At 40.2% G+C, this 21214-nt stretch carries 19 protein-coding genes, 1 pseudogene and 2 other annotated features; of the genes and pseudogenes, 12 read left to right on the plus strand and 8 right to left on the minus strand.

All coding sequences use genetic code 11. The features are described from left to right. Window positions 1-61: 61 nt before the first annotated feature. The 3 genes from AC2TDL_RS15530 to AC2TDL_RS15540 form a co-directional block, all read right to left on the minus strand. Window positions 62-1432: an ABC transporter substrate-binding protein gene (locus tag AC2TDL_RS15530; RefSeq protein WP_484696979.1), complete on the minus strand. Its 1371-nt coding sequence runs from the start codon at window positions 1430-1432 to the stop codon at window positions 62-64. A 108-nt stretch (window positions 1433-1540) separates the two neighbouring features. Next, window positions 1541-3277, minus strand: a complete 1737-nt coding sequence (locus AC2TDL_RS15535) for a sensor histidine kinase (RefSeq protein WP_484696980.1) — start codon at window positions 3275-3277, stop codon at window positions 1541-1543. A gap of 6 nt (window positions 3278-3283) precedes the next feature. Then, window positions 3284-4855: a helix-turn-helix domain-containing protein gene (locus AC2TDL_RS15540; RefSeq protein WP_484696981.1), complete on the minus strand. Its 1572-nt coding sequence runs from the start codon at window positions 4853-4855 to the stop codon at window positions 3284-3286. A gap of 305 nt (window positions 4856-5160) precedes the next feature. On the opposite strand from AC2TDL_RS15540, the gene AC2TDL_RS15545 reads away from it, so the two are divergent. Next, entirely contained in the window at window positions 5161-6966 is a 1806-nt protein-coding gene (locus AC2TDL_RS15545) for a B12-binding domain-containing radical SAM protein (protein ID WP_484696982.1), read from the plus strand. 126 nt (window positions 6967-7092) lie between these two features. On the opposite strand, the gene AC2TDL_RS15550 is transcribed toward AC2TDL_RS15545, so the two are convergent. The 4 genes and pseudogenes from AC2TDL_RS15550 to mnmL form a co-directional block, all read right to left on the minus strand. Beyond that, window positions 7093-8070 carry a type I phosphomannose isomerase catalytic subunit gene (locus tag AC2TDL_RS15550; protein ID WP_484701219.1) on the minus strand — a complete coding sequence of 326 codons (978 nt, stop codon included), beginning with the start codon at window positions 8068-8070 and terminating at the stop codon, window positions 7093-7095. A gap of 27 nt (window positions 8071-8097) precedes the next feature. After that, a pseudogene (locus AC2TDL_RS15555) lies at window positions 8098-8460 on the minus strand (VOC family protein); the annotation flags it as partial. Window positions 8461-8509: 49 nt separating this feature from the next. Continuing rightward, complete coding sequence (gene mnmM, locus AC2TDL_RS15560) at window positions 8510-9145, minus strand: tRNA 5-(aminomethyl)-2-thiouridylate-methyltransferase MnmM (RefSeq protein ID WP_484696983.1); 636 nt, start codon at window positions 9143-9145, stop codon at window positions 8510-8512. Continuing rightward, window positions 9096-10058 (minus strand): tRNA modification radical SAM protein MnmL/YtqA, encoded by a 963-nt coding sequence (mnmL, locus tag AC2TDL_RS15565; RefSeq protein ID WP_484696984.1) that lies wholly within the window; start codon window positions 10056-10058, stop codon window positions 9096-9098. Before mnmL ends, mnmM begins: the two co-directional genes overlap by 50 nt. 265 nt (window positions 10059-10323) lie before the next feature. Here mnmL and AC2TDL_RS15570 point away from each other — a divergent pair, with 265 nt between their 5' ends. Next, on the plus strand, window positions 10324-10512 hold the full coding sequence (locus AC2TDL_RS15570) for a hypothetical protein (protein WP_484696985.1): 189 nt from the start codon (window positions 10324-10326) through the stop codon (window positions 10510-10512). A 215-nt stretch (window positions 10513-10727) separates the two neighbouring features. Then, window positions 10728-11441 (plus strand): tRNA (guanosine(46)-N7)-methyltransferase TrmB, encoded by a 714-nt coding sequence (gene trmB / locus AC2TDL_RS15575; RefSeq protein ID WP_484696986.1) that lies wholly within the window; start codon window positions 10728-10730, stop codon window positions 11439-11441. Between the two features lie 62 nt (window positions 11442-11503). On the opposite strand, the gene AC2TDL_RS15580 is transcribed toward trmB, so the two are convergent. Then, window positions 11504-12079: a phosphatase PAP2 family protein gene (locus AC2TDL_RS15580; protein ID WP_484696987.1), complete on the minus strand. Its 576-nt coding sequence runs from the start codon at window positions 12077-12079 to the stop codon at window positions 11504-11506. Between the two features lie 407 nt (window positions 12080-12486). On the opposite strand from AC2TDL_RS15580, the gene AC2TDL_RS15585 reads away from it, so the two are divergent. The 9 genes from AC2TDL_RS15585 to leuB all read left to right on the plus strand — a co-directional run bounded on the left by AC2TDL_RS15585 (window position 12487) and on the right by leuB (window position 21020). Beyond that, window positions 12487-13722, plus strand: a complete 1236-nt coding sequence (locus tag AC2TDL_RS15585; RefSeq protein WP_484696988.1) for a glycosyltransferase family 2 protein — start codon at window positions 12487-12489, stop codon at window positions 13720-13722. A 64-nt stretch (window positions 13723-13786) separates the two neighbouring features. Next, window positions 13787-13945, plus strand: a sequence feature (ribosomal protein L20 leader region). A 38-nt stretch (window positions 13946-13983) separates the two neighbouring features. Beyond that, the gene (gene infC / locus AC2TDL_RS15590; RefSeq protein ID WP_484701221.1) at window positions 13984-14484 is read left to right on the plus strand and encodes a translation initiation factor IF-3; all 501 of its coding nucleotides are present in this window, start codon (window positions 13984-13986) and stop codon (window positions 14482-14484) included. A 33-nt stretch (window positions 14485-14517) separates the two neighbouring features. Beyond that, complete coding sequence (rpmI, locus tag AC2TDL_RS15595) at window positions 14518-14718, plus strand: 50S ribosomal protein L35 (protein ID WP_484696989.1); 201 nt, start codon at window positions 14518-14520, stop codon at window positions 14716-14718. A 54-nt stretch (window positions 14719-14772) separates the two neighbouring features. After that, entirely contained in the window at window positions 14773-15132 is a 360-nt protein-coding gene (rplT, locus tag AC2TDL_RS15600; protein ID WP_484696990.1) for a 50S ribosomal protein L20, read from the plus strand. Window positions 15133-15394: 262 nt separating this feature from the next. Next, window positions 15395-15748: a hypothetical protein gene (locus tag AC2TDL_RS15605; RefSeq protein WP_484696991.1), complete on the plus strand. Its 354-nt coding sequence runs from the start codon at window positions 15395-15397 to the stop codon at window positions 15746-15748. Between the two features lie 152 nt (window positions 15749-15900). Next, window positions 15901-16202: a binding site (T-box leader), on the plus strand. Between the two features lie 59 nt (window positions 16203-16261). Next, window positions 16262-18007, plus strand: a complete 1746-nt coding sequence (ilvB, locus tag AC2TDL_RS15610) for a biosynthetic-type acetolactate synthase large subunit (RefSeq protein ID WP_484696992.1) — start codon at window positions 16262-16264, stop codon at window positions 18005-18007. Beyond that, window positions 18004-18489: an acetolactate synthase small subunit gene (gene ilvN / locus AC2TDL_RS15615; protein WP_484696993.1), complete on the plus strand. Its 486-nt coding sequence runs from the start codon at window positions 18004-18006 to the stop codon at window positions 18487-18489. Before ilvB ends, ilvN begins: the two co-directional genes overlap by 4 nt. 214 nt (window positions 18490-18703) lie before the next feature. Beyond that, window positions 18704-19696, plus strand: coding sequence for a ketol-acid reductoisomerase (gene ilvC, locus AC2TDL_RS15620; RefSeq protein ID WP_484696994.1), 993 nt, complete (start codon window positions 18704-18706; stop codon window positions 19694-19696). A gap of 244 nt (window positions 19697-19940) precedes the next feature. Next, window positions 19941-21020 carry a 3-isopropylmalate dehydrogenase gene (gene leuB / locus AC2TDL_RS15625; protein ID WP_484696995.1) on the plus strand — a complete coding sequence of 360 codons (1080 nt, stop codon included), beginning with the start codon at window positions 19941-19943 and terminating at the stop codon, window positions 21018-21020. Window positions 21021-21214 lie beyond the last annotated feature (194 nt).

Genomic DNA, 21214 nt, shown 5'->3' on the forward strand with positions numbered 1-21214 from the left:
TACTCTGTTCTCTGCAAGCATGCTCATCCCTCAATTCGCATTTGATAACGTCTTAACAGCTTTACTTCACTGTTGCTTCTGGCGCTTTATTTTTGAATTCTTCCTTGAATTTCTCTAATGCAGTTTCAGCCGTAATTGAACTATCCTTTGTCCACAATGGATATAGCGTATTAAATACAGAATCTAGCACAGAATCGTATTTAGATTGCGGCTCACCCGCCATATCTGGAACGATTTTTTCCATAAAGTATTTAGCAAGATTTTGACCGCCAAAGAACTCGTCGTAAGGACCAGGAGCTTCAATGACATCTGCATGGTTATCATAGAACGATTTAGAGCTCGTCATATTACCGAACGTTTGGAAATTATAAAGAGAGCCTTCATCAGATAAATAAGCAAACTTCACAAACTCCCAAGCAGCTTCTTTCACTTTACTGTCCTTGTAAATACCAATAGCTGTACCGCCGCGCACAAAGCCGCGCTCAGGTGTTTTTACTAGTCCCCAACGACCGCTGCCTTCTGGGTCATTAGCGGAAATATGCCATTTTGCTCCCCAAGGTGCCATCGGATAGAACATAACTTCACCTTTAGCCATGGAAGCAGACCACGCAGGGGACCATAACTCGTTTTTACCAAGTATTCCAGCATCACGCATTTCGAATAAACGCGCGAGTGGAGCTTGCAATTTGCTAGTAAGATCGACTTCATTTCCGTTAACATAAGGTGCAACATTTTGCCCGCGCAGCGCTAGAAAGGCGTCGCCAACACCAGCTAGCATCGTAACTGAACCGTTACTTTTCTCTTTTAGCTCAATTCCCTTTTCAATAAATTGATCCCAAGTTGCCAGCATTTGCTCTAGCTCGACAGGGTCGTCAGTTCCCCAATATTGTTTTGCCAGATCACGACGATAGGCAAAGCCTGCTGGAGTTAGCGATTGGTCTACAGCAATGATGTTACCATTTGAATCAGACACAAACGGCACAACATAATCGACGATTGTGCTTTTATCAAAATTGTAAGGCTCATTTTCAAGACTATCTAAAATATTAAGATCGAATAATTTGCCACGGTAAGCAGATTCACCAAGAATAATATCAGGAACATCAGAGCCAGAAGCAATACCGCTTTGCAGCTTTTGTAAATAATCCGTTGTATTAACAACAGTTAGTTCAATTTTAATGTTCGGATACACCTTATTGAACTCAGCAATCATGCCCTGCTGGAACGCTTCATCCCAGTCCCAAATTTTAACAGTTGCGCTAAGCTGTGTTGGGTCGTTAACCGAAGCGGATTGCTCAGTTGCTGGTGTTTGGTTGTTGGCAGTGTTGCTATTGCTGCTCTTGTTATTGCCACCGCAGCCTACAAGTGCCATCGAAAGCATAGACAGTGTTAATAGCATAGCGCCGCTTTTAAATGCGATTGTCTTTTTCATATTTCATGTCTCCCCCTAAATGAAAATTAAGAAAACGCTTTCTTTATTTGAATTATAAATGTGTTAGTTTACGTCAGACAGTTTGAAATTCGGTGATATGGTTTAATTTTAGGGGATAATGATGCGAATTAATAATCCTCGCTCTTGGCCAGCTAGCATTTCCAGTCGAGCTGCTGCACCATAATGGGAGGTTAGCCGTTCTTTAATATTGCTTAAGCCAATGCCTCGCGTACGCTCTGGCATGCTCACTCTTTTAATTTCAAATTGTTCACGCATAGGGAAGCCTATTCCCGTATCTTCAACCTCTAAATAAAGCAACTTGCCCATTGTATAAGCGCGAATAGTAATTTTCCCTGCAGGCTGATCAGAGGGAATAATGCCATGAACGATTGCATTTTCAACCAAAGGCTGTAGCATAACTCTTGGAATTTCGCGCTCTAGCAGGGACGGCTCGATGTCCCATTCGAGCTGTAAACGATCAGGATAACGTGTCTGTTGAATGGTGAAATAACGATCAATAATATTTTTTTCTTGCCGCAGGGAAGCGACTGTAGCTCCTTCTCCTGTGCGAACAGTATCTTGTAAAATGGTAATTAATGCTTGAGTTACTTCTGCAACTTGTTGATTGCGCCCCGCATGAGCAAGATAAATTACTGTGTTTAATGTATTGTAAATAAAGTGAGGGTTGATCTGGGACATAAGCAAATCTATTTGCATTTTTCGTTCCTTTTTTTCATGCTGAATCGATTCTTCAATCGATAGGGTGAGTCCATCAATCATTCGATTAAAGCCATTCCCCAATAGTTCAAGCTCATCGTTGCTTTTCACTTCGACCTTAGCTTTCAAATCTCCCAGGGATACCCGTTTCATCGCTTTTACTAGTGCAGCGATCGGCTTTGTAATACTGTTAATAATAGGGAAGGTGACGAGTATTGTAAAAACAATGGCGCAAAGGACAATGATTAAATTGTAGGTAAACATCCGATTTATTTTTTCAAACATTTTTACTTTAGAAATGACGGCGACTTGCTTCCAGCCATGCATCATTTCATCATTAGTTAAAATAATCCAGTTACTATCCTCATCGTAGTCACTGTTACTTACATGTTTTACGATATTTTCGTAAAGCTGATTGTCGTCAAACTCAACCTTATCCCCATAGGAATATAAAGCAGTGGATTCATCAACGTAAAGATCAAACTTTTCATAATCGCTCGCAATATGCTCAAAGGTTTTGGCGATTTCTGTATAGGCAACATCGATAATGACATAGCTTTCAGACCTCATAAGCTGAGACGATAACAATGATTCGAGCGGCGTAAATTTAACGACATAGCTGAACACCTGCTTATTACCATTAAGATAGAAAAAGGGATGCGTCTTTGAATAGCTGACATTGTTATCCTTGATTTCTGTAAACCACGACTGCTGTAAATATGTATCGAAGTAGTCTTCATAACCGCTATGATTAGAATAAGTTCGCCCATCAGGACCAACAATTAACACATTTAAAATATTGCTATTTAATGCGGCAAAGCGTTGCAGCTTTTCCTTAATAAGCAACTCCTGATAATACGATTCCTCAAGATCTCTTTTTTCAGGTTCATATATGCTTCGAATAATTTCATCATCTGAAATAATGTACTCAACGGATTTGGCAATTTGCTCTTGGATTTTATTAATTTGAAATGAGCTTTGACTCATATTGGTATGCCGATCCTTTATCGTCTGCTCACGCAAAATCTCCTTTGCATAATTAAAGCTAATAAAGCTGCTAAGCAATAAGGAAAGCGAGACGACGATAATAGTACTAAAGAGAATTTTCGTTTTAATTTTGAAACGCATATTATATCACCTTGACCTGTCCATATATTCTTGCGGCGTCATTCCCGTATGCTTGCGAAATACTTGACTAAAATATTTGCTTTCCCGGTAACCAACTCGCTCGGCAATTTGATAGACTTTCAGCTTACCTTCGCGCAGCAGACGCTTTGCATGTTGCAGACGAATTTCCGTTAATTTATCATGAATCGTTATGCCAAGCTCCTCTTTGAATAAATGGCGCAAATGATCGCTGCTAATGTTAAGCTGCTCGGCAAGCTGTTCAATATGGAAATCACTATCTGCGTAGCGGCTCTCGATATATTCGAGCGCTGTTCTTACTTTCCGCGATAACCCTTTTTGAACTTTCGTTAATGCAATAAAGCACGTTACAACGGACGCAAACCATCTCTTTAGCTCATCGAAGCTATTAAAATAAGGTTCTGAAATTTCACCTTGCTCCCAGAGCAGAGGAAGGCTAGAGCCGAGTGTGCTAATTGCTTGGCGATTCAAGGTCATATAAAGGGTTAAACAGCTCTCTTTTAACGCGCTTAAATCATTAGCATAACGAATACGCTCTAAGATGGATTCAAGTCCTTTAGCAGCTTCCGTAAAACTTGAATCTTGTATATTTTGCTTAATCATATCCAGCTCTTCTTCATAGGTTAGCTGCTCTAGTAATGGTTGCTCCTCATAGCTTAGTTCTAAGCGGAAAATTTCCTCAGGTCCATAGAAAAAGCTGCTCTCTAATTTATCAAAGGCGGTTTTAAGCATAAAAGGAATGTCTTCAATTTTGGTAATTTGTGAAACTAATGCGCTTGCAAAACTAGAGGTACTGGTTTCTTTAAGCGCCTCTTTAACCGCAAGCAATTCGGTTTCCAGCAACTCCTTTTGTTTTTTTACGCTTGCAACATCTGTTAGCCCGTAAAGTAACAGAATATAGCGCTTTTGAATTGAAATGGTAAGCAGGAGCTGTTGCGAAGTTGAGCGTTGTTTATGCTCTAACATTTGTTCAAAGTTAAGCTCATTCCATTTTTGCTGCGCATCGTGATGGTCAGAATCAAGCCAAGAAAAAGGAATACTCTCTTTCAACAATATCATCTGCCATTGCTTCTGCCAGCTCAGCAGCTTTTGCAAGGGAGAGATTTGATGCAATTGAGCCCCGCTAAACCAATGCAGTAGTAATGCTTCCAACTCATCCAGCAGCTTTTTACGTTCTAGCTGCAAATCCTGTTTTAAGCGGAGCAACTCCTCCTGTAAATGCTCAGCGTTTAGCTCGTGTTTAACTAAATAATTATAAATCCCAAGCTTTATTGCAGTTTTTGCATATTCAAAATCTTTGTAGGAGGTTAGCAAAATAATGTTGAGATTAGGAAACTCCTGAATTATTTTGCAGCTTAACTCTAAGCCATCCATCCCTGGCATCACAATATCCATAATCATTAAGTCTGGTCGAGTTTGTCGAATAGAGTCGATAACCTTTAATGGCTGAGTTTGAGTCGCAACGATTTCGAAGCCTAGTGATTCCCAGTCAACTAAATCGCGAATGTACTCAATAGCTAATATTTCATCATCCACTAGCATTACTTTAATGTTTGGCATAGAAACCACCTTCCTCATTTATGCAAAATCAAACATATTACCGCCTATTATATAGGGAAAATGATAGATATTCTTGCTAAAACCATGAAAAAAAAGTGGATTTATCGGAGGTTAGTTGCAGTTTTTTATTAAAAAATCGCCTAAATTTGCACACTTCCTTGATTTTTGTAAAATAATCAAAATCATTTCAAGCTTGTAAACTATGAAAGCAGTTGAAATAGTGGTAAGATGGACGTTAGTATTTAGCTAGCATAAAGCTGTAATCGTGTGCTAATGAATTTATTTTTTATAAAGGGTGCTGTAAGATGAAGGTTGTATTATCGACATTAAATGCAAAGTTTATCCATACATCGCTAGCGCTTCGTTACTTGAAGGCGTTTAGCGGTCATAAATTTGATATGGAAATTGCTGAATATACGATTAAGGATCCAGCAATGAATATCGCCTCGGATTTATTTTCACGTAATCCTGATGTGATCGGCTTTTCCTGCTATATTTGGAACATTGAAGAGACCATTGTTGTTATTAATATGTTAAAAAAGATTAACCCACAGCTTAAAATTGTGCTTGGCGGTCCAGAAGTAAGCTATGATACAGAATATTGGATGGAGCGTCTTCCTGAAGTTGATTTCATCGTTATGGGTGAAGGGGAAGAGACATTTGATCATTTATTAACAGAGATTTCAACAACAGAAAAATATCATATGGTATTTGGTATTGCTTATCGTAAACAGCTAGAGAGAGGAGCTGAAATTCGAATTAATCCTCCGCGACCTAAGCTTGATTTAAGCACTTTGCCTTCGCCGCATCGCTTTGTTGAGGATTTGCCGCAGCTAGGCAATCGTATCGTTTATTTTGAGACAAGCCGTGGTTGTCCATTTAGCTGTCAGTTCTGTTTATCAAGTATTGAGGTAGGGGTACGCTATTTTGATATTGAACGTACAAAAGCAGACATTCTTTATTTAATTGATAACGGGGCAAAGCTGATCAAATTTGTCGATCGGACATTTAATATTAAGCGGGATTATGCTTTGGAAATGTTTAAATTTCTTATTGAAAATCATCGCGGCTGTGTTTTTCAGTTTGAAATTACTGCAGATATTATGCGTCCTGAAGTACTCGATTATTTAGCAGAAAATGCGCCTCCAGGAATTTTCCGTTTTGAAATCGGCGTGCAGTCAACCAATGATCTGACAAATCTCGCAGTGCAGCGACGCCAAAATTGGTCGAAGCTGGTGCGTACGGTAACAAAGGTGAAGGAATCGGGGAAAATCGCCCAGCATCTCGATTTAATTGCTGGGTTGCCTCTAGAAAACTATGACACGTTCCGCGGCACATTTAACGATGTTTTTGCGTTGCGTCCAGAGGAGCTGCAGCTTGGCTTTTTGAAAATGCTGCGTGGTACAGGGCTTCGCCGAGAGGCAGATAAATGGGGATATATTTATATGGATCATGCCCCATATGAGATTCTAGGAAATGAACTGATGCCATTTGCTGATATTGTTCGAATTAAGCGCGTAGAGGATGTTTTAGAGAAATATTGGAACGCTCACCGCATGGATCATACGCTGCTTTATTTGGTTGACCATGTATTTGAGTCGCCGTTTGATTTCTTCCAAAGCTTTGGCGATTATTGGGAGGAGCGTGGCTGGCAGAAGATCGGACATCAGTTAGAAGATCTGTTTACACGCCTTTGGTCGTATTTGAACGTCGTAGAGGAACGTGAAGGAATAAAGCTTAATCTGCCAGTTATTGTTGGCTTAATGAAGCTTGACTACTTCTTAAACCATCGCTATAAGCCGCGTAAAGTATGGTGGGAGCATGAACTCGATAAAAGTGAGTGGTCGAAGTGGATGAAAGCTTTAGCGGAGCAGCCTGAACAGGTTGGGGAACGTTTTGCTAGCTATCAATTTAATGAACGGGAATTACAAAAGCATCTATCGCTTGAGAAGGTTCCGTTTAATATGCCGCATTATTTGGCGACTGGCGAGTTACTTGCAGAAGGGGAATCGCTGCTTATTATGATGTATGTGCAGGATGAAGGAGAAGAAAAACCTACTGCAAAACCGTACAGCTTGCTGCTGTCAAATGAATCTTCTGGTGCCATTTAAGAAACCCGTCATTAAAATAAGAGGAGCTGGGCAGTTTGCCTGCTGAATAGATTATTGTTAAAAATCTAGCAGTAGGTAAATGACCCAGCTCTTTTTAAATTGCTGCAGACAGCTTTATATTACGATTTAGTTTACTTCACTTGGAACAACGGAACGAAGTACAGTTAATTCGCCTTCCAGTGTATAATTGCCTAAAGTTGCAGGAAGTAGGAAGCATTCGCCAGCTTTAATATCTTGTGAGCCATTAAACCAGCTAATGCTGCCTTGACCTTCTGCGATAACAAGAATTTCAAAGCTTTCTTCCGAAGTCGTTAACGTTGTAGAGCCTTCAATTAACCCTTTATCTACTTTGAAATATGGAGAAGAGGCTATCGTTAACCATTCGCCCCTTTTCATTTGAGTCGTATCGCTGTAAGTTGCGCCAGCACCGTCATAGGCGATAACAGCTAAAGAATCATCAATATGCAGTTCACGCAGCTTGCCGTCAAAGCCTGGACGATTGTAGTCGTATAGACGATAGGTCGTGTCAGAGTTTTGTTGAATTTCCGCAACGACAACGCCAGAGCATAAGGCATGAACTGTACCAGCAGGAATGTAGAAGGTATCTCCTGCTTTAACAGGCACCTCTTGCAGCATATCCATTACATAATTGCCCTTTAAGGCACGTTCCAACATTTCTTTCGTTACTTGATCACGCAGACCATATATAATTTTGGCATTCGGTTTTGCCGATAAAATATACCACATTTCTGTTTTACCAAGCTCACCTTCAGGCAATTTTTCATAATTGTCAGTCGGATGGACTTGGACAGACAGATCATCATTACAATCTAACAGCTTAATTAATAGAGGGAAGCGATGACTTTTCCCAGACAAGCCATTTTTACCAAACCACTGCTTGCCAAATTGCTCACGAATGACATCTAGCCCTGTGCCAGCAAGCGGACCGTTAATGACTTTTGTAATCCCATTCGGGTGATCGCTAATCATCCAACCTTCGCCAATTGCTCCTTCAGGCAGCGTTAAGCCAAATTGCTCAAGTGCTCGTCCGCCCCAAATGCGTTCCTTAAACTCAGGCTGGAATTGCAGCGGATAAGGAGTAATCTCTCCAGGCTGGAACAACTCCAATGATTCACCATCCGGACCGTAGAAGAAGAAATATTTTGAGCCATCAGGCAGTACAGTTAGCTCGGTATCTTGCAATTTAACCTCATCCATTTGCTTAAAACGCTCCAGCTCAGCTTCAATATCGCTTACGGTAAAAGCAAGATGATGCACTTTGCCTTCAGCAGGTAATTGATCATTATATCCTTGAATCAGTTCAAGAATTGTCTCGTTGGAATCTGGATAACCAAGAAAGGCGAGTGTAATGATTCCGTTGGAATGAGGCATCGTGCGAATATGCTTTAAGCCAAGCACTTTAGTATAAAATGCGATAGAGGCTTCAATATCTTTAACCATTAATCCTACATGCTCAATTTTTTTGATTGCCATAGAACAATCTCCATCTCCTTTTATGTATAAGTACTGCGTAAAGCAACCGTTAACTAATAGCAGTTGCTTTACGCTCAATACCGATTAAATAGGGGGCGTGTGGACGCTGCGGCTGACGATACAATACACAGTGCGCTAACTCCTGCGGCAAGGCGCTAGCCCATTGTTCAACGATTTCGGCTTCACGGTCTCCGCCTTCATGACCAGGGTATAACGTGCATGTAATAATACCGCCAGGGCGGAGCAAGGCTAAACCTTGTTCCAATGCCTGCAACGTACTGTCAGCTTTGGTAATAATTCGCTCGTCCCCGCCTGGGAAATAACCTAGATTAAACATAATTGCTGCAACAGGCTTTTCAATGTAGCTTTTCATATTTGCATGACTGTCAAGAATAAGTGAAACGCGTCCTAGCTTGCTTTGATCTTGGAATGCAGCCAGCCTGCGTGCCGTTTTATCTAACGCATCTTGCTGAATATCAAAAGCAAACACTTGACCTTTGCTGCCAACAAGCTGGGCAAGCATTAATGTATCTACACCGCCGCCAGCAGTTGCATCAATTACCGTTTCACCGCGCTCAACACGCTCACTGACCCAGCGCTGCGCCATTGTTAAAACTGAATAAAACCCCATCTGCTTATCCTCCAGAAGTCCATAGCTTGCCTTGCCAGCTATTTCGCCGCTCAAGCTCTTTATCAATGCCATTGAGCACGACCCATTTTTCTCGGCTCCATGTTGGCCCGATTAACAGCTCACGTGGAGCATCACCTGTGAGACGTGCGACAACCATTTCAGGCGGCAATATTTCGAGCGTATCGACTACAAGCTTTATATATTCATCGCGCTCTAGGAAACGCAATAACCCAGCTTCATATTGTTTTACCATAGGAGTTTTCTTCATCAAATGAAGGAGATGTATTTTAATACCCTGCACATCCATTTGTGCTACTTGTCGCCCTGTTTCTAACATCATCTCATGCGTTTCCTGAGGCAGGCCATATATAATGTGAGCACAAACGCGAATATTTCTTTCTCGAAGTCGTCGTACAGCATTTAAGTAGCAGGCAGTATCATGGGCACGATTTATTAGTTTTGAAGTGGATTCATGTACAGTTTGCAAGCCCATTTCTACCCATAAATACGTTCGTTCATTTAACTCTGCCAAGTAATCAACAACATCATCCGGTAGGCAGTCTGGCCGAGTTGCAATCGATAATCCGACTACACCAGGCTGCTCCAATATTACCTCATAATACTCGCGCAATGTCTCTACAGGTGCATACGTATTGGTGTAGGCTTGGAAATAGCCGATGTACTTAGCCTCAGGCCATTTTTTATGCTGTCTGTCACGAATCGTATTAAATTGCGTAACGAGATCATCGCGTCTGCTGCCAGCGAAATCACCTGAACCGCGTGCGCTGCAAAATGTGCATCCGCCTTTTGCGATAGAGCCATCACGATTAGGACATGTAAAACCAGCGTCGAGCATCACTTTAAATACTTTTGAATTAAACTGCTGACGCATTTCATAATTCCAAGTATGAAATTTTTTTTCTCCCCAAATTAGTGGTTCATTGGAGGAGGATTGTAGATTAATCATTTTTTACCATCCTTTTCGCAACTTCACCCACAATTGTAACGAAAAATGAAGCGAAAATCTATGTTTTCTATTGCTTCAATGAAGAATTGTTCGGAATTGAGAAAAAGCGAAAAAGGCAGCTGTAAACTTGATAAATATTACATGATATGTTATATTAAAAGTGCGATAAATCAATAAACTAACCTTACATGAACAATTTGTAAACGGATTCAGCTTCGCATATTTTTCTTCTATTTTCATATCCTATATAATGAGGTGATTTGAGATGGAAAATACAAAAATTCCTAATGGAGATGAAGTAGTAACTGTTGAGCTTACAGTTAAGGAATTAATTGCACTAACAGGAGTGCGTCTATATGACAATAACTCTTCGAAAATTTCTGCATACAAGAAGTTGAATCATACATTAGAGCAAGCTTGGAATTCTAAAAAAAGCGAATCACAGCTTGCTTAGTTGCTAATAACGCTAGGTTTGTATGATAATAAGGCACGAGTTTTGGGAACAAGATTTCCTAGCCTCGTGCTTTTTTGTTTTTAGTTTCAAAGATTTTGCAGCTTTGCTCGTTAACATTTACTAATAATTATTAGGGCTTTACAAGGTTAACGAAGTTAGGCACAATAGTATCTGATTGAGAAGCAGAGAGCATTGTAAATGAAGGAGATTAACTCATGCGTTTAAGAGGAAGAAAAGGAATATTAGAAAATATCGCTTCACAAACGGATTTAGTTGTGTTAGATGCATCGCAATATAAAGGAAAATGGCATCAATTTTTTGGCAATGATCGTCCTATTTACGTTGAGCTCGGAATGGGAAAAGGTCAGTTTATTAGTCAAATGAGTGTACGTAACCCAGAAATCAACTATATTGGTGTTGACATGTACGATGAGCTTATTCGTCGTGCAAGTGAAAAAGCGCGCGCTGCTTGGAGTGAAAAAGGTGTCGAATCTCCTCCTAATTTGGCGCTACTGCGTGCAAATATCGAAAATATTAATGAAATGTTTGAGGATGGCGAAATTGAGCGAATTTACTTGAATTTTAGCGATCCATGGCCGAAAAGCAAGCATGCTCGCAGACGACTAACTCATCCGCGATTTGTAAAACACTATATTCAAAAGCTAAATGATCGCGGAGAAATTCATTTTAAGACAGATTCGCAGTCTTTGTTTGAGTTTTCATTGAATAGCTTCGCAGATATGGAGCTTTTTATGCGCAATATTTCATTAAACTTGCATAAGGACGGACCGCGTGAAGATCTAGTTTTTACGGAGTATGAAACGAAGTTTCATCAATTAGGACATCCAATTTATCGTGTCGAAGTTGTTATTGGCAAGGATGCGATTGCCGAGCATCGGGAAGCATTAAAAGGCAAATATCGGATGTAATAAAAACAAGCTAGCGATTCAGCCCATAAATGAAAGGGGTGAATCGCTAGCTTGTTTTAATGTTAAGTTAACCCGCTGCCGGCAGGAGTATGCCAAAAATATTGAACAAGGATTGCGGTCGTTGTCCCGATTAAAAAGCCAACTAATACATCAGAGGGATAATGTAATCCTAAATACATTCTTGACCATCCAACTGAAATGGCAATGAACAGTACAATAGGAATTAAAATTAACGGAAACAACGAAGCATTTAACAGAATTGGCGTAACTAGTGCAAAAATCGCTGTTGTATGTCCTGATGGGAAGGACGGATCAGCGAGCGGCTTTAAGCCAGTATTAACATTTGGTAGCGCTTGATATGGGCGCAGCCGTTTAAATTTATTTTTTAACAATGCGACAGGAAGATGACTAACAGCTAGTGCCGTTAAGCATTTCCAGCCTACCATTGATATTTCATTACGTCCCGCAATTGCGATTAACAGTGAGCAGCAAATTGTAAATGTAGCTCCTCCCAGATGAGTGATAAGACTAAGCCACCGATGTAGAAAACGATATGTTAATTTATGATTCAAACGACGATTTAACCATATTAGTAAGCGCTCTTCATGGAATCTAAGCCGATTAATCCATTTTTCCATGTATGACATCCTTCCGCAGGTATCCACATTATGCTGATAACCTCAAAATTCTAAAAAAATTTTTACGTATATTGAATACTATACCACTTAAAGCGGGTAAGTGGGTAATATAATCGTTTATTTATGGTAAAGCTAACATTAATCTAAGGAAGTTTATTGTCGCTGACATCGAGAAATATAAGCATAATGCAAGCTAATCCCAGTAAATGCTATGTGCATAACTAATGCAAGCGTTTTTCTTGCTTTATGCGAGAGTTTATGCCCTTATTCTCACTTTGACAAAAGCTAATCTTAGAGTGCACAATTAGAAACTGCGGTTCGATTGTTTGGAAAAGAAAGAGAATGAAAAACCGAATCACAGTTGCTTCACCAAACAGAAGTATGTTGTGTTAAGGGGGCTAAGCATTATGATTTTTACAGTGTCATTTCTTATTGTCCAGATTTTCCTGGCAATTATTGCGCTGTACCAGTTTGTGCTTTCGCTGTTCGGGTTTAAAAAACATAAATCAAGACCGAAGCAAAAGCCACAAAAATCGTTTGCTGTACTTGTTGCAGCACACAATGAAGAAAAGGTAGTCGGGGCACTTATAGAAAACTTAAAAGCAATGGACTACCCAAAAGAGCTTTACGACATTTTTGTTATATGTGACAACTGTACAGATGCGACAGCAGATATCGCTCGTCAGCATGGGGTTTATGCATGTGAGCGTCACAACAACAAGCAACGTGGTAAAGGTTACGCAATTGAGTGGATGCTTAAAGAGCTTTGGGCAATGCCGCGCCAGTACGATGCGGTAGTGATGTTTGACGCTGATAACTTGGTAAATGAAGATTTTTTAAGCTTGATGAACGATGATCTATGTGCGGGACATCAAGTCATTCAAGGATATTTGGATACGAAAAACCCAGATGATTCATGGGTAACTGCATCTTATGCGATTACGTATTGGTATTGTAATCGTCTATGGCAGCTCTCACGCACAAATCTAAAAATGAGTAATTTCCTTGGCGGTACAGGAATGTGCTTTGATGCCAATTTGCTTAAAGAGATGGGTTGGGGCGCTACTAGCCTTGTCGAGGATTTAGAGTTTTCAATGCGCTGCGTACAACGCAATGTGTACCCGGTTCTTAACTATGAGGCAAAAGTTTATGATGAAAAACCAGTAACATTCAAGGCTTCCGCAAGACAACGTCTGCGTTGGATGCAAGGACACTTTAATGTTGCCCGTAATTATTTCTTCCCGCTGCTTTGGGCAGGAATTAAGGAGCGGAATTTGACTAAAATTGATTCTGCAGTGTATTCCATCTCTGTTTATAACACGTTTATTGGTTTCTTATTAACGTTGGTTTTATGGATAGATTTGATTGTACCTGCAGATGATGTGATTATATCGATTTATAGTACGATGCCAGCATGGCTTGTCGCAATCATTATTGCTTGCTCGGTTCTGCCTTTCCCATTAGCAATGATGGTTGAAAAGGTTAAATCTTGGAAAATGTTTGCTTACTTGCTAAGCATGCCGATCTTTTTAATTTCGTGGTGGCCGATTACGGTTTATGCTTTCTTTACACAAAACAACAAAGTTTGGAGTCATACAGAGCATTCTCGTGTTGTACGAATTGAGGAAGTTCGCAGTAAATAGTTTTGGACTAAGGTTGACAACATGTAAGCTGGTATGATAAAGTAACTAAGGTGTGAATATTACATTGCTGAAGTAGAAGCGCCCGCTTCTCACCTGATCGGCATTAGCTGACTGGTTTGCGATGATGTAATGCATAGCAAAACATATACTTTATATATGTTTTTATGGATACATTACGTTTATGACGATGCGGGTTCTTAGGAACCCGCATTTTTATTTATATCAATTTTGGGGGTGTAACATATTAGCAGAGAACATCAAATTAATGAAGACATTCGTGCAAGAGAGGTTCGTCTAGTTGGACCAGATGGCGAACAAATCGGTATTAAACCGCTTCGCGAGGCGTTACAACTAGCAAACGAAATGAATCTTGATCTTGTAAATATTGCTCCTACGGCAAAACCGCCAGTATGTCGTATTATGGACTATGGTAAATTCCGTTATGAGCAACAAAAGAAAGAAAAAGAGGCTCGCAAAAACCAAAAGGTTGTTGATGTTAAGGAAGTATGGTTCCGTGCAAATATTGAGGAACATGACTATCAAACGAAATACCGCAACGTTGTCAAATTCTTAAAAGATGGAGACAAAGTAAAAGCTTCTGTTCGTTTCCGTGGTCGTGAAATTACTCATGCTGACATCGGGCTGAAAATTCTTGAACGTTTGTCATCTGAGGTTGCCGAAATATGCAATGTTGAGCGCGCTCCTAAGCTTGAAGGCCGGAGCATGATTATGATTTTGGCACCAAAAAACAACAACAGCTAAGCTGTTAGACCACAATTTAAGGAGGATACTACAATGCCTAAAATGAAAACTCATAGCAGTCTTAAAGACCGCTTTAAAATTACTGGAACTGGTAAAGTGAAACGTTATAAAGCTTACAGAAATCACTTGCTTTCTCACAAGTCTGGACGCCAAAAACGTGTACTTGCTGGCCAACCATTGATGGCTGCTGGTGACGTTCGTCGTATTCAACAGCAACTTGGTAATATCAAGTAATTGTAACGTAACTGAAGTAACGAAATTCATTATACCTACAGGAGGTTTATAAACATGGCAAGAGTTAAGGGCGGATTTGTCCGCGCACGTCGTCGTAAAAGAATTCTTAAACTAGCTAAAGGCTATTTCGGTTCCAAACACCGTTTATTTAAAACTGCGAAGGAGCAAGTTGGTAAGTCTCTAATGTACGCTTACCGCGACCGTCGTCAGAAAAAACGCGATTTCCGCAAACTTTGGATCGTTCGTATCAATGCAGCAGCTCGTATTAACGGACTTTCTTACAGCAAATTCATGCATGGCTTGAAACTTGCTGGTATCGAAGTTAACCGTAAAATGCTTGCTGATCTTGCAGTAAATGATATTGCATCTTTCAATGCACTTGCTGCAGTTGCTAAAGAAAAACTTAGTGCGTAATTGTTTGCAGCATTACGTTTTTTAGAAATAGAAAGGCGCTTCCGAAATGAAAGCTAAGCTCAACAGAGCAAAGCAATTCATTTCAGGAGGCGCCTTTTATTTTATAAATCTTACCTGCTGCTTAATAAAAATCCCATTCTATATTATATTTCCTAAGTTGCGAAATGCACCGCCCTTTTTTTGTCCTGTAGGACAATCATACACTCCTGTCCGACAGTGAGTACATAGACTGTTATATATCTTAAAGGAGGTGCGAGTGTAATTGAAAGCAATCAATAAACAAGCGCTAAAGAAATATGTGGGTCGCTACATTCAAGTTAAGCAAGCAGACGGAACGGTTGTAAAAGGGAAGCTCGTTGCTGTTGATAATCAACGTGTTTATATTAAGCCATTGCAACGTAAAAAAGGTAAAGCTGTAACAAGTAATTGGATTATTGGATTATTCCTGGTAGGTATCGTATTTGTCGGCTTAATCGCCTTCTGGGGTTGGGGAGGCGGTGGCGGTTGTTATAAACCGTGCTGCGGAGCTCCATGTAATCGTCCGTGCGGCTGCAAGCATCGTCACCATCGAAGACATCATCGACGCAAAAAACGTTATAACAGTTACGCATATTAATACGAGGGTAGCGTAAAGCGGGATGAATAATTGAGCTTCAAAAAAGATAAACTATAATCACATACAGTTTGCAGTTGACGTATGGAGCTAATGAGCATATAATAATGAAAAAGAAACTCACTGCATAGTAGTGAATACTCAGTGAATATTGATAATCGGCATTGAAGAGGAGAAGTATTTTGGGCTCTACTGCTCAGAGAGTGTTGGAGTAGCTGAAACCAACACCAGAATCCCTTTATACGAGTCACCTCGGAGCCATTTTCCTGAACGGTTTACACTTATTAAGGAAAATCGCAAGGCAAGCGTTAAAGTGCTAAGGTGTAATAAGCATCGTTATTTTAAATGCATTAATTTGAAATATTGACATGCTTGTTGAACCTGTTAAGGTTATTTATCGTGAGGTAAATAACGAATTTGGGTGGTACCACGGAAGATACAGTCTTTCGTCCCTGAACTCTATGTAGGAGTTTCAGAGACGAAAGACTTTTTTGTTTTTCGAGAGGAGGATTATTAATGGCAACAACTAATGTAATATCAAAATCAAGAGCAGAGCTAATTGAGAAGTTTTCAAAGCCGGAAGTAATTTCAGGCTCAGAAATTTTGTTACGTAGTCTGCTGCTTGAGGGTGTAGAGTGTGTCTTTGGTTATCCAGGAGGCGCAGTACTTTATATTTATGATGCAATGCATGATAATCCTGACTTCAACCATTTGTTAACAAGACATGAGCAAGGAGCAATTCACGCTGCGGATGGTTATGCTCGCGCAAGTGGTAAAGTAGGTGTATGTATTGCAACTTCAGGTCCAGGAGCAACAAACCTTGTAACAGGTATTGCAACTGCATATATGGATTCAGTACCGCTTGTAGTAATTACAGGTAACGTAATTAGTTCTTTGATCGGAACAGATGCCTTCCAGGAAGCGGATATTGTAGGTATTACAATGCCTATAACAAAACATAGCTATTTGGTACGTAACGTTGAGGATTTGCCTCGCATTATTCATGAAGCGTTCCATATCGCTAATACTGGACGTAAAGGCCCTGTATTGATTGATATTCCTAAAGACGTTTCAGCAGCGAAAACATTGTTTAAACCTGTAACAGAAGTGAATATCCGTGGCTATAATCCAACGGTTAATCCTAACAAGCTTCAGGTTGAAAAAATGATCAACGCGATTAAAGAAGCAAAACGTCCGATTATTCTAGCTGGCGGCGGCGTTGTTTATTCCGGTGCTCATGAGGAGCTATTGGAATTTGTTGAGAAAACACAAATTCCAATAACAACTACGCTTCTTGGCTTAGGCGGTTTCCCAAGCGGTAACCCGCTATGGCTAGGAATGCCAGGTATGCATGGATCCTACACTGCAAATACATCCCTGCAGAAGGCTGACCTATTAATTAATATCGGTGCGCGCTTTGATGACCGTGTAACAGGTAAGCTTGCTGGCTTTGCTCCGCATGCGAAAATTGTTCATATAGATATTGACCCTGCGGAAATCGGTAAAAATGTACCAACTGACATCCCAATCGTTGCAGATGTTAAAGCTGCACTGCAAGCTGCTAACGCGATTGCAGTTCGTGCAGATTTAGCAGATGAATGGAGAGCGGAAGTGTTGGCATCAAAAGAAAAATATCCGTTCAAATATGTTGATTCTGATACTGAACTAAAACCGCAATGGGTTATTGAAATGATTCATGAAACTACAAACGGTGACGCAATTGTTACAACTGACGTTGGTCAACATCAAATGTGGGCAGCACAGTACTACAAATTTAATAAACCTCGTTCTTGGGTAACGTCTGGTGGACTTGGTACAATGGGCTTTGGTTTCCCTTCAGCGATTGGTGCTCAGATGGCAAATCCTGATCGACTTGTTGTATCAATTAATGGTGACGGCGGTATGCAAATGTGCGCCCAAGAGCTTGCGATCTGTGCAATTAATAACATTCCAGTAAAAGTTGTTATTCTAAACAACCGCGTGCTTGGTATGGTTCGTCAATGGCAAGAGCTTATCCATGAAAATCGCTTTAGCCATATCGACCTTGCGGGTAGTCCTGATTTTGTTAAACTTGCAGAGGCTTATGGTGTTAAAGGCTTCCGTGCATCAAATAAAGAAGAAGCTCGCAAAGTTTGGGAAGAAGCAATGAATCATCCTGGTCCTGCTGTTGTCGAATTCGAGGTAGCTCGTTACGAGAATGTATATCCAATGGTTGCGCAAGGCAGCACAATTGACCAAATGATGATGGGGGATGCAGAATGAAAAAGCATACGATCGCAGTAATCGTTAACGATCAGCCTGGCGTTCTGCAACGCGTATCTGGACTGTTCGGTAGACGTGGATTTAATATTGAAAGTATTACAGTTGGGGCTTCGGAAGAACCTGGCTTATCCCGTATGGTTATCGTCACTTCTGGCGATGACCATACATTAGAGCAAATTACAAAGCAGCTATATAAAGTTATAGATGTTATTAAAGTTGTTGATTTAAGTGCAAATCCAATGGTTTCTCGCGAGCTTGCATTGATTAAAATTCAAGCGGAGCCTGCAAGTCGCCCAGAAATTTTAGGTGTAGTAGATACATTCCGTGCATCAGTTGTTGACATCGCGCCAAGTTCTTTAATGGTACAAGTTGTCGGTGATACTGAAAAAATTGATGCTATGATTGAGCTGCTGAAGCCTTACGGAATTCGTGAGATTTCACGGACTGGGGTTACAGCGTTAAACAGAGGCAACATCAAGTAAGAGGCAGTTCAAAAAACTTAGGTTTGATGACGAAGTGTTGCTATGAAGGGTACTTGACGCCGAATCTTTGTTTGTTTGAATCTAGCATTTCTTTGTTGTACTAAAACATGATAGAATAAAGCTAACGCCTTTTGAACGGGAATGTAAGAGGGAGAAACGTCTCTTTCTTACATACCCGTTCAAAAGGGTCATATTAAAGGAGGCAATTATTGAAATGGCAGTTACATTGTACTATGAAAAAGACGCTGATTTTAGCGTACTAAATGGAAAAACAATCGCGGTTATTGGTTATGGTAGCCAAGGTCATGCGCAAGCACAAAACCTTCGCGACAGCGGCGCTAAAGTTGTAATTGGTCTTCGCCCTGGTAAATCTGCTGATGCAGCGAAAAAAGATGGTTTTGAAGTATTGTCAGTAGCAGAAGCAACTAAAGTTGCTGATATCGTACAAATTCTTCTTCCAGACGAGATTCAAGCTCGTGTATATAAAGAAGAAATTGAACCAAACCTTAAACATGGCGCTGCGTTGATGTTCTCTCATGGTTTCAACGTTCACTTTGGTCAAATTAAACCATCTGCAGATAAAGACGTATTCCTAGTTGCTCCTAAATCTCCTGGTCACATGGTTCGTCGTACATTCGTAGAAGGCTTTGGTGTTCCTGGTCTAATCGCTATTTATCAAGATGCTACAGGCAATGCAAAAGCTCTTGGTCTTGCATATGCAAAAGGTATCGGTTGTACACGTGCAGGTGTAATCGAAACTACATTTAAAGAAGAAACTGAAACTGACTTGTTCGGTGAACAAGCTGTACTTTGCGGTGGTGCTTCTGCACTTGTTAAAGCAGGTTTCGAGACATTGGTTGAAGCTGGTTATGCTCCAGAAATGGCATACTTTGAGTGCTTGCACGAACTAAAACTAATCGTTGACTTGATGTATGAAGGTGGACTAGCTGCTATGCGTGATTCCATCTCTAATACAGCTGAATATGGTGACTATGTAACTGGTCCTCGTATCGTTACAGAAGAAACTAAAAAAGAAATGAAACGTGTGCTTGAAGATATCCAATCTGGTCGCTTCGCACGTGATTTCATCCTTGAAAATCAATCTGGTTTCGCTATGATGAATGCTACTCGTCGCAATGAGGCAGCTCATCAAATCGAGCAAACTGGTAAACAACTTCGTGAACTTATGCATTGGATCAAAAAATAATTGATCACAATGTCAATGTAATCTGAAAACAATGAACGTCTAGCAGGATGCGTCGCAGCGTCTAGCTAGACGTTTTTGTTAATCAGTCCTACAATCCACAATATATTGAGAATAATTATCAATAACTTTATAGTTTATGCCTATAACGGCAATAGATTTTATATCTTGGTCAACCTATGCCTTTTAAGGGTATAATGAGCTTAATAGATTAATGCTAATTTAATCAAGCTAAGGAGTGTCAATAATGTCTGAAGTAAAAAAAATCGCAGTATTAGGCGGAGACGGTATCGGCCCAGAGGTCGTAGCTGAAGCGCTAAAAGTAATGAAAAAATCTGAGGAATTGTTCGGCTATAAATTTGAAACTGAACATGCATTGTTCGGTGGAATTGCCATTGACGAAAAAGGAACTCCGCTTCCACAAGAAACATTAGATCTATGTCTTGCATCTGATGCTGTATTGCTAGGTGCAGTTGGTGGTCCAAAATGGGATAGTAACCCAGCAGCATTACGTCCTGAAACTGGTCTACTAGGTATTCGTAAAGCGCTTGGTTTATTCTCTAACATTCGTCCAGCTACTGTGTTTGATTGTTTGAAAGATGCTTCAACTTTGAAACCAGAAGTACTAGAAGGCACTGATTTAATCGTTGTTCGTGAGCTTACTGGCGGTATTTATTTCGGTGAGAAATCTCGTCGTGATACTGAGAATGGTCAAGAAGCAATTGATACTTGTGTTTACAATGAAAAAGAAGTTGAACGTATCGTTCGTCAAGCATTTGACATTGCAATGACTCGTAGCAAACGTCTAGCTTCTGTAGATAAAGCGAACGTACTAGAAACTTCGCGTCTATGGAGAGAAGTTGTGCTTCGTGTTGCTAAAGATTATCCAGAGGTAGAACTAGAACATGTACTCGTTGATAACTGCGCAATGCAGCTTCTACGTCGTCCTGCAAGCTTTGACGTTATCGTTACTGAAAATATGTTTGGTGATATCCTATCTGATGAAGCTGCAATGCTAACAGGTTCAATCGGCATGCTATCTTCTGCATCTCTAGGTGAAGGCAGCTTTGGCTTGTATGAACCAGTACACGGCTCTGCGCCAGATATTGCTGGTCAAGGCATTGCCAACCCAATTGCAACAATTCTTTCCGTTGCATTAATGTTCCGTCTAACATTCGGTTACCATGATGCAGCTCAATCTATCGAGGATGCAGTTAAAGCAGTACTTGATGCTGGTCATCGTACAAGTGATATTGCAGCAGATAAGAGCAAAGCAGTTAGCACTTCAGAAATGGGAGATCTAATTGTTGCGGCTATGAAAAAATAAGCAACTTTTTATTTCTTAAACAAGCTTCACGCCATTCGAGCTGGAGCTTGTTTTTTTTCATGGGATGAATAAAATAAAACTAAAATAGGAATAATATTCATGCTGTTCACAGAATATTTATAATTATTATCAATAAATATTCTCTATAATCTTGACACTTAAATATTAGAATGATAACATTTATCAACAGAGAG

Source organism: Paenibacillus sp. plas6 (assembly GCF_057221655.1).